Raw genomic sequence first — 7,952 nt, forward strand, 5'->3', positions numbered from 1 at the left:
TTTTATGGTTTGTCAGCACTATAAAATTAGGAGGAAGCGGTATGGGTGAATACATTTCATACATATCTTATTTGGCTGCTGTGTACCTGCGTCTGTCAAAAGAAGATGAAGATTTGCGGGAGAGCAAGGACAAGAAAGAAAGCAACAGCATCGCCAATCAAAAGGCATTGATATTAAAAGCAATAGAATCTATGCCAAATGTTACCCTTTATGACATTTATATAGATGATGGATTTACAGGACTTAATTTTGAACGTCCAAGTTTTCAGCGTATGTGCCAGGATATTTACGATGGTAAGGTGAATATGGTCATTGTTAAGGACTTGTCAAGGTTAGGACGTGATTACATTGATTCTGGACGCTATGTGAAAAAAATTTTCCCGTCCTATCATGTCCGGTTTGTATCTGTACTGGATCATTTTGACAGCCTGACAGCTACGCAAAGCGATGTAAATCTGCTGATTCCGGTCAAAAATTTTGTAAATGATAATTATAGCCGGGATATATCTGGCAAAGTGAGAAGTCATCAGGAGGTTATGCGTGAAAGCGGGCTGTATATCGGCGCTCATGTTGCATACGGCTATAAAAAACTGGAAACGGACAGGAATAAAATCATACCAGATGAATATGCGGCTGATATTGTACGCAAGATTTTCGACTGGAAGTTGAAAGGTATGAGTTCGGCGGCAATCGCTGAAAAACTCAATGAACTTGGTGTAGCAGCGCCTTCCGAGTACAAAAGACAACTTGGGGGAAATTATAAATGCGGTTTTCAGAAAAATGCAAAAGCAAAATGGTCGGCGGTATCTATTAACCGCATATTAAAGAACAAGATTTATATAGGTGTGCTTGAACAGGGAAAACGTGAAAAAGTCAATTATAAGCTGAATAAGGTTATAGAAAAGCCGGAAACAGAGTGGGCGGTAAAAGAAAATACCCATGAAGCGATTATCAGTAAGGCGGATTTTGAAAATGTGGCAAAACTCTTAAATCTTGACACCCGTAAATCTCCGGATGAAGAAACTTTGTTCATGCTGTCCGGTTTGATGTTCTGTGGGGAATGTGGCAGGAGTATGGTCAGACGTTGTAACCGTTATAAAGCGAAACAGAACATATACTATATATGTGCCACTTATAATAAAGGAAAAGGGTGCAGCCGCCACAGCATAAACCAGTCAGTGGTAGAAGATATACTGCTGGATGCAATCAAAAGGCATATTGAACACGTTGCCAAACTGGATGAACTTTTGACTTTAATGAAAGAGAATGAAGCCTGTTATGATGATGTGGTGGCGAATGACCGGGAAATCCTTGCTAAGTATCAAGAGCTGGAACAGTGTAAGAAGGTGGAAATGGCTTTGCACAGAGATCTGGCGGCAGGGATTATTTCCATAGATGAATATGAGCAGTTTAAAGAAAATTTTGCTCGTAAGTCCGCAGAGATAGAGGAAACAATCAGAAAATTGCAGGCGGAGATAGAAACAGTTTTTAAAGAAGGACTGTTTGCGAATGAATGGATTGATACATTTACGAAAAAAGGAAATATCACATCGTTAGATAGAAGTATCGTTCTGTCATTAGTGGAGAAAATTACTGTTTATGAAGAAAACAGAATTGAGATCACCTTTAAGTATCAGGATGAATACGAAACCTTATGTAAAATTACAAGTAGTATTGCCTGCAATCCTACTGGGCACATTCCGGCATCTATGAAGGGGGTGGGCATCAATGGCTAGGACAGCGGACAGGTATAGAAAGAACTATGTTAAAACAAAGAAAACTGACAAAGTATATCAGGTTGGAGATTATTTAAGGCTATCGGTGGACAGTGACTATACAGGGAGCGACTCCTTAGAAAATCAAAGAAAGCTGGCACAGGAATATATAAGTAGACGTCCTGACCTGAATATAGTAAGAGAATATGTTGATGATGGGAAAACAGGAACAGATTTTTCACGTCCGGCATTTAGCCGGATGATAGCAGATATGAAAGCAGGAATCATTGACTGTGTGATTGTCAAGGATTTATCCCGGTTTGGAAGGGAGTACATAGAAGCCGGCAATTATATTGAGAAGGTATTTCCGTTCTTAGGTGTGCGCTTTATATCCATTGTTGACAGGTATGATAGTGCTGATGCAGATTGCAGCAGAGAACTTTTGCTTATTTCTCTTAAAAACCTTATGCATGAGATGTATGCAAGGGATATTTCCAAGAAAGTAGGAAGCACCTTTCGGACGAAACAGGAAAAAGGGATGTTCTATCGCAGTGCTACGATTCCTTATGGATATAAGATGAATGGAAGTGGTACGAATTATATGATCTGTGAGCAGACAGCTCCGATTGTACGGGAGATATTTAAACAGTGCGGCGAGGGGATTTCTAATTATGCAATAAGCCGATGGCTGTATGATAACCATGTTTATACACCACAGCAATATGCTTTGACAGGCAGTGTATATAGGAAGCCGGAAGAAGAGCTGAAAATATGGCATTGTTCTACAATTAAGCGGCTTCTGGAAAACCCTGTTTATATCGGAAGGGTTATAAGACATCAATCAGAGCAGAGCTTTTTTGCGGGGAAAAAGGCAAGTCCAGTACCGGAACAGGAGCAGATTGTTATTGAGAATAACCATGAACCGATTATTGAAAAGTCGATGTTTGAGATTGTCCAGAAGATACTAAGTCAGACAAAGGATAAAAAAACCGAATCTGCCTGTGAACGCCAAACGGTTGTATTTGAGAGAAATATATTTCAAGGGAAGCTGTTCTGCGGCTCTTGTAAGGCAAATATGGTCAGGGTAGGCGCTTATCGCTCTGTCAATGGGGTAAAGGAGCAATACAAGATTTTTAAGTGCAGTACTCATAGAAATCACTGCGATTTATGTGATACAAGGTGGATTGCAGAGGACTTGCTGTGTGATATTCTGTATGGCACGATACGCAGGCATTTGAGTTTGATAAAAGGGATAAAGAAAAAGATAGAAAAAGATATTCGTTATTCCTTTGAAGAAAATCTGAAACAGACAGAATGGAAAAGACAAAAGATTGTGAGTACAAAGAACCTATTGGAGCAAGAGTATATGCAGAAATATTCAGATTATGCGGAAGGAAGTATCTCACAGGCGGCATTTCTGCAATATAAAAGTACCTATCATGAGAAAATAGAACTATGCGGGAAACAGGAGAATGTTTATGCTAAAGAGGTAAAAGGGATAAAGAAGTGTCAGGCGGCTTTGCAAAAACTATTGTCGGACTGGCTTTGCTTTCAGAATACAAGGAAATTGACGGAAACAATGGTAGAAATCTGTGTTGACAGAATAGAGCTTTTTACTGATAACCGGGTGGAAATAAAGTTAAGGTATCAGGATTGCTTTTCGGTTCTTGATAGTTGGATGCAAAAGGAGGTGTGATTTTATGCTGTTTATGATTCTGGCACTGTATTTAAGGCTGTCAAAAGAAGATGGTGATATGGTTGATGAAAGCAATAGTATCACAAATCAAAGGCTCATTCTACGCAAGTTTGTGGAGCAAAAACCGGAATTTGCGGGTTTTGAGATAAAGGAATACATAGATGACGGATTCAGCGGTAAAAATTTTGAAAGACCGGGGGTTCAGGAACTATTGGAAGATGTAAAATCCGGTAAAGTGTCCATTATCATTGTGAAGGACTTCTCACGCTTTGGAAGAAACCATATTGAAGTCGGTAATTACATTGAAAAGATATTTCCATTATTGGATGTTCGATTTATCGCTGTCAATAACAGCTTTGACAGCAAAGACTATAAAGGAACGACACCAGATATGGATGTTGCGTTTGAGAATCTGATGTATGATTATTTTAGCGAAGAAAACTCTGTTAAAATTAAAAATGACCTGATGGGAAGGCGTAAGAGAGGAAAATACCTTGCTACATTTGCGGCGTTTGGTTATAAAAAATCGCCTACTGACCATAACCGTATAGTAATAGATGAGGAAGCGGCGGCTATTGTACGCATGATTTTTGAGAAGTATGCAGAATGTGGAATTAAGGCGGAGGTGGCGAGGTATTTAAACCAGAAAGATATTCCTACGCCACAAATCTATGCAGTGAAAAGCGGCAGCACCTACCAATGGAAATATCAGGGCGAAAAAAAGGTGTGGAATGGCTCTATCATAGGAAGAATTTTGAAAAATGAGATATATGTGGGAAATACAGTTTTTCACAAAAAGGAAACTATTGAGGTCGGTTCAAGAAGAACGAAATGCCTGTCGAAAGATGAATGGGAAGTCTGCGAAGGCACACATGAACCAATCATATCAAAGGAATTATTTGAATATGTGAACAGCATGGATGCCCGGACAAGCAGCATAAAAAAACTGGCAGATCGAGAAAATTTAGATAAGACGGTATATTGTGAGGGAGAAAAGAGAAAAAGGGGAAGTGCGGATTCGCCTGTTAAGGGATTGGTAAAGTGCGGTGGATGCAGACACAATATGCAGCGTCGAAGCAGATTAAATGCGTCTTATTATTGCAGATATTACTATGAAACGAAGCAGGAGGGATGTTGCCCGGAGAATGTCAAGGAAACGGAACTCATAGCAGTTGTTTTGTCAGCAATCAGGAATCAGGCAATGCTGGCAGGGGAAATGGGAAGGTTACAGGATTTATATAACAATCAGTTCCAGGAGCGTGTCAAGGCGGATCAGGAGCAAAAGGAGCAGTTTCAGGAACAGATTCAAAAACTTACAGATAGCAATTTTTCACTGTATGAAAGCTATGCAAAAGGTGAGATTGATGCTGACTGTTTTTTACAGAAAAAAGAAAATAACAATAAGCAGATAGAAATATATGAAGCAGAACTTAGGGCTTGCCATTCAAAAGAAACAGCAGTACCGGATGAAAAGTCTGATTTGTTAAACTTGTTAAAAGGAAAAGAAAATCTAACAGACCTTACAAAAGAGGTTGTCAGACAGCTTGTAGATGCGGTTTATGTATATGGCGGCAACCGGGTTGAGGTTGTCTTTAAGTTTCAGGACAAAAGCGTGGAAACATTGAAAAATTAAGGTTTTTATGATATTATAAGGACAGGAGAATAGGATATGACAAATGAGCAGAAAAGGGAAGAGAAACAGAAGCTGCTTTTAGAACGCTTACAGGAAATGAGTTATTTTGATGACGAATTTATGACAAAATGTCTGGAAGATTATTCCAAAGGGGTAGAACTGATGCTGCGCATTATTATGAATGATGCAAAGTTAGTTGTAAAAGAAGCACAGGTACAGGCGGTAATAAAGAACCTGCAAGGGCGTTCTATCAGAATGGATGTTAAGACAAATGATGTGTCAAAGAAACAGTACGATGTAGAACTGCAACGAGCCGACAGTGGGGCAAAGCCGAAACGTGCGAGATATAACAGCAGTTTAATGGATGCAAATTCCATTCTTCCGGGAGATGATACGGAAATGCTGGCGGAAACGTATGTGGTATTTATTACAGAGAATGATGTGCTTGAAGGTAATCTCCCGATTTATCATATTGACAGGACAATTCAAGAAACAGGGGCGTTGTTTAATGATAAAGCACATATTATATATGTAAACGGAGAGATTAAAGATGATACACCATTAGGGCGGTTGATGCACGATTTAAGCTGTGCTGATCCAGACGATATGAATTATAAGGAATTAGCAGACCGGGCAAGATATTTCAAGAAAGATGAGGAAGGACGAAAAATTATGAGTAAAATCATGGAGCAGCTTTTAAATGAAGAAAAAATTGAAGCAGCAAAGCGTATGCTGGAAAGAGGAAAAATGACAAAAGAGGAAATTGCAGAGGATTTAGATTTGCCATTGAGTGTAGTGGAAAGACTTGAGAATGATTTACAACTGGCATAATGAATTTTGCGGTGGATTGTGAAAGCAGGAACTCATGAAACGGAGAAATCCTGCTTTTATTATATTGATTTTCTTGTTTTGGTATTATTCAACAATAAGAGAAAGGAAAAAACCATTATTACAAGATATTTTTCACAAAGTTCGTGTCACTAACTTGACACAAGGGGGGCTGAAAGCGATGGAAAGCCTGGCTGAGCTGGAAGAAGAGAGGAGAAGCGCAGATTCAGCGGGCCATCACAAAATATCTCATGACGGAGTTCGTTCTGTTCCGAAAGGGACGGCAAGTAATGAAATGTGTACGTTTCTAATTATGAATATCTCGTCGCTGCAGCTGGTTCCGGTGTCGATTATTGCCTACCGGAGCCAGTATGGAAGTGCGAATCCCACTGCGGTGGTAGGACCGGCGATTGCGGCTACGGCGGTGAGTACGCTGGCGGCGGTGGCGTTTTGTAAGGTGATGAGTAAGAAGCGGAGGGCGTAGGCTCTCCGTTTTTTATAATACAGAAGCTCTTTTGGGTAGGGAGCAGGGTGACATCACATGATTTTTTGTGTATAATACATGTTAGTGTACGCAGGAGGAGCGTGAATGAGGGATGAGAGTGAGATAAACCGCGCGGTTGAGGAGTACGCGGACATGGTGCGGCGTGTTTGTTTTTATCATTTGAAAAACCGGGAAGATACGGAGGATGTGTTTCAAAATGTGTTTTTAAAGTATATGCTGTGTGATAAACCATTTAAGGACAGAGAGCATGAAAAGGCATGGCTGCTCCGGGTAGCGATTAATGCCTGTAAAGATTACGTGAAAAGTTTTTTCCGGAGGAATGCCATCCCTCTGGAGACGTTAAGGGAAATGGAAGCCGGGGGGATGGAGGAACACAGGGAAGTCCTGGAAGCAGTGCTTGCCTTGCCGGGTAAATATAAGGATGTGATTTATCTGCATTATTATGAGGGATATTCGGCATCTGAGATAGGAAGGATTCTTGGAAAAAAGGAGAATACGGTGTGTTCCTTGCTGTCAAGAGGACGGGGAATGTTGAAGGAAGAGCTGGGAGGTGAAAGAATCCATGAATAAAATACGGGATGCATTTGAAGGTATTCACGCAGATACACAGATGAAAGAAACAACAAAGCAGTTTTTAGCGGAAAAATACGAAGAGAGGCAGAAGAAGTTTTTTCGTCCGGTATTTAAGAGAGCGATGCCAGTTGTTTGTGTATTGTTGCTTTTTTTGATAGGAGTGGGAGGATATTCGTGGATTCAGGCTCCGGCTGCTTATGTGAGTATTGATATTAATCCATCGATAGAGCTTGTACTGAATCGTTTTGATAAAGTATTATCTGCTGTGGCATACAACGCAGAAGGAGAGGAAATCCTGGAGTCTTTGTCTCTGAAAGGGAAGAAATATACCGCTGCGATTGATGCAATCATGGAAAACGGATGTATGAAAGGATATTTGACGGAAAAATCTGAACTGGTTTTTACTATAGCAGCGGATGACGATAAGGGGAATGAATTAAAAGCAGGGGTGGAATATTGCTCCAGCCATATGGGACATGCCAGCGAGAGTATTTATGTGGATAAGGAGATAGTCTCTGAGGCGCATGATCATGGATGTTCACTGGGAAAATATTATGCATATCTACAGTTATCGCAATATGATGATTCTGTAACCGTGGATGACTGCAGAAACATGAGCATATCAAAAATACATGGCATGATTAAAAGGCATATGCATGGCGGCGGGCATTCCCGGAAGGGATACGAAGAGACAGGAGACGATGGGCAGGAAACGGAGTGCAGGCAGATGAGGGACGGTGAACAGGAAACGGAATGCAGCCAGGATGAAAGATATAACAGGGAAACGGGATATGTAAGTCCTGAAGAGGATGATTGGCAGTCGGGTGATATGCATATGCAAAGAGGACACAGAAATCGGCATAGAGAACATTCCGAACATTAAAGAAAGAGCAGACCCCTCATTTTTGTGAGGGACCTGCTCTTTGAGGCTGTAAAAAATCTTGTGTCTATGGATTTTAGACTTTCCTGATAAGAATTAGATATGTAAGAGGTTTTTGTCGG

General features: G+C 40.5%; 6 protein-coding genes and 1 pseudogene. All 7 read left to right on the forward strand.

Annotated features, from left to right (window positions below; all coding sequences use genetic code 11):
* Positions 1 to 41 precede the first annotated feature (41 nt).
* The 7 genes and pseudogenes from NFR99_RS11515 to NFR99_RS11545 all read left to right on the forward strand — a co-directional run bounded on the left by NFR99_RS11515 (position 42) and on the right by NFR99_RS11545 (position 7,833).
* Positions 42 to 1,736 carry a recombinase family protein gene (locus NFR99_RS11515; RefSeq protein ID WP_016300147.1) on the forward strand — a complete coding sequence of 565 codons (1,695 nt, stop codon included), beginning with the start codon at positions 42 to 44 and terminating at the stop codon, positions 1,734 to 1,736.
* A complete protein-coding gene (locus NFR99_RS11520; protein ID WP_120483892.1) occupies positions 1,729 to 3,411 on the forward strand; it encodes a recombinase family protein in 1,683 nt (560 codons plus the stop codon). The genes NFR99_RS11515 and NFR99_RS11520 overlap by 8 nt, the downstream gene beginning before the upstream one ends.
* Positions 3,412 to 3,415: 4 nt before the next feature.
* The gene (locus NFR99_RS11525; protein WP_251353667.1) at positions 3,416 to 5,044 is read left to right on the forward strand and encodes a recombinase family protein; all 1,629 of its coding nucleotides are present in this window, start codon (positions 3,416 to 3,418) and stop codon (positions 5,042 to 5,044) included.
* A 36-nt stretch (positions 5,045 to 5,080) separates the two neighbouring features.
* The gene (locus NFR99_RS11530) at positions 5,081 to 5,875 is read left to right on the forward strand and encodes a PD-(D/E)XK nuclease family transposase (RefSeq protein ID WP_016300144.1); all 795 of its coding nucleotides are present in this window, start codon (positions 5,081 to 5,083) and stop codon (positions 5,873 to 5,875) included.
* Between the two features lie 271 nt (positions 5,876 to 6,146).
* A pseudogene (locus NFR99_RS11535) lies at positions 6,147 to 6,356 on the forward strand (nucleoside recognition protein); the annotation flags it as partial.
* A 105-nt stretch (positions 6,357 to 6,461) separates the two neighbouring features.
* Positions 6,462 to 6,947, forward strand: a complete 486-nt coding sequence (locus tag NFR99_RS11540; protein WP_251353668.1) for an RNA polymerase sigma factor — start codon at positions 6,462 to 6,464, stop codon at positions 6,945 to 6,947.
* Complete coding sequence (locus NFR99_RS11545; protein ID WP_251353669.1) at positions 6,940 to 7,833, forward strand: anti-sigma-I factor RsgI family protein; 894 nt, start codon at positions 6,940 to 6,942, stop codon at positions 7,831 to 7,833. The genes NFR99_RS11540 and NFR99_RS11545 overlap by 8 nt, the downstream gene beginning before the upstream one ends.
* Positions 7,834 to 7,952: the final 119 nt, after the last annotated feature.

It is taken from the genome of Hominisplanchenecus murintestinalis, assembly GCF_943193015.1.
Taxonomy (GTDB): Bacteria; Bacillota; Clostridia; order Lachnospirales; family Lachnospiraceae; genus Hominisplanchenecus_A; species Hominisplanchenecus_A murintestinalis.